Genomic DNA, 1,005 nt, shown 5'->3' with positions numbered 1-1,005 from the left:
TCTCGTGCACCAGGGTCTTGTCGGCGAACGCGCCGACGCCGAGCGCCGGGGTGAGCGGGGTGCCGTCGGTGAGCGTCATCGGCGTGCTGGCGTTGTGGGTGTCGAAGCAGTACCACGGGCGACCGCGCCGACAGGCCCGGCATTCGCCGCAGACCGCGCGCCAGTTCAGGACGACGAAATCGCCCTCGGCGACATGGGTGACCGCCGCGCCGACCGACTCGACGACACCCGCCGCCTCGTGCCCGAGCAGGAACGGGAACTCGTCGTTGATGCCGCCTTCGCGGTAGTGCAGGTCGGTGTGGCAGACCCCGCACGCCTGGACGCGGACGACCACATCGTGCGGCCCCGGATCGGGAATCACGATGTCGACGGTTTCGACCGGCGCGTTCTTCGCGCGGGCGATGACTCCGCGGACGGTGTCGGGCATGCGGACCTCCTAGGTTGACGTCGCCGCCAACGCTAGCGGGGTCCAGCCACCGATCACACCTTCTCGTCGAAGACCAGATCGGTCGGCGGGTGGGTCAGGCGCACGGTCGGGCCGTCGACCACGGTGATCGCGTCGAGGCCGGTGGTGGAGTGGCCGGTGGAGAGGATGAAGAAGCGGTCGGCGGCCTGGGCGAGGAAGGCGGGGAAGCCGTCGAGCGAGAGATCGCCGTCGCCGAGCGCGAGGTAGTCGGCGAGGCGGCGGAACAGCTTCGGCAGCATCACCACGTCGTCGGACAGCGACGTCGGCGTGGTGATCGCGGCGCCGCTGGTGGTGGCGTCGGCCGCCCAGACACCGAGTGGGGTGGGCGCCGTCGCGGCGGCCGTGGCGACGGCGGCGAATTCGGCGCGCAGGGCGGGGAACAGGCTGCGATAGAACGTCGGGTAGGCCAGGCCGGTCGCCAGCTGGTGATGGTTGAGGGTGAGCCGCAACAGGGCAACGTCGACGAACATCTCGGTGCCCGCGCTGCCGGGGGACGCGCCGCGACCGGCGAAGGCGACGCAGCGGCCGTGCAGATCGGC

Annotated in this window: 1 protein-coding gene and 1 pseudogene; both read right to left on the bottom strand. The window is 71.3% G+C overall.

All coding sequences use genetic code 11. The features are described 5' to 3' along the window. On the bottom strand, positions 1-427 hold a 427-nt coding region (locus ACWDNU_RS47310), incomplete at its 3' end, for an alcohol dehydrogenase catalytic domain-containing protein (RefSeq protein ID WP_449673643.1). Between the two features lie 53 nt (positions 428-480). Further along, a pseudogene (locus ACWDNU_RS47305) lies at positions 481-1,005 on the bottom strand (nuclease); the annotation flags it as partial.

Source organism: Amycolatopsis sp. NPDC003676, assembly GCF_053587275.1.
This window is presented reverse-complemented; position numbering and strand designations above follow the sequence as displayed.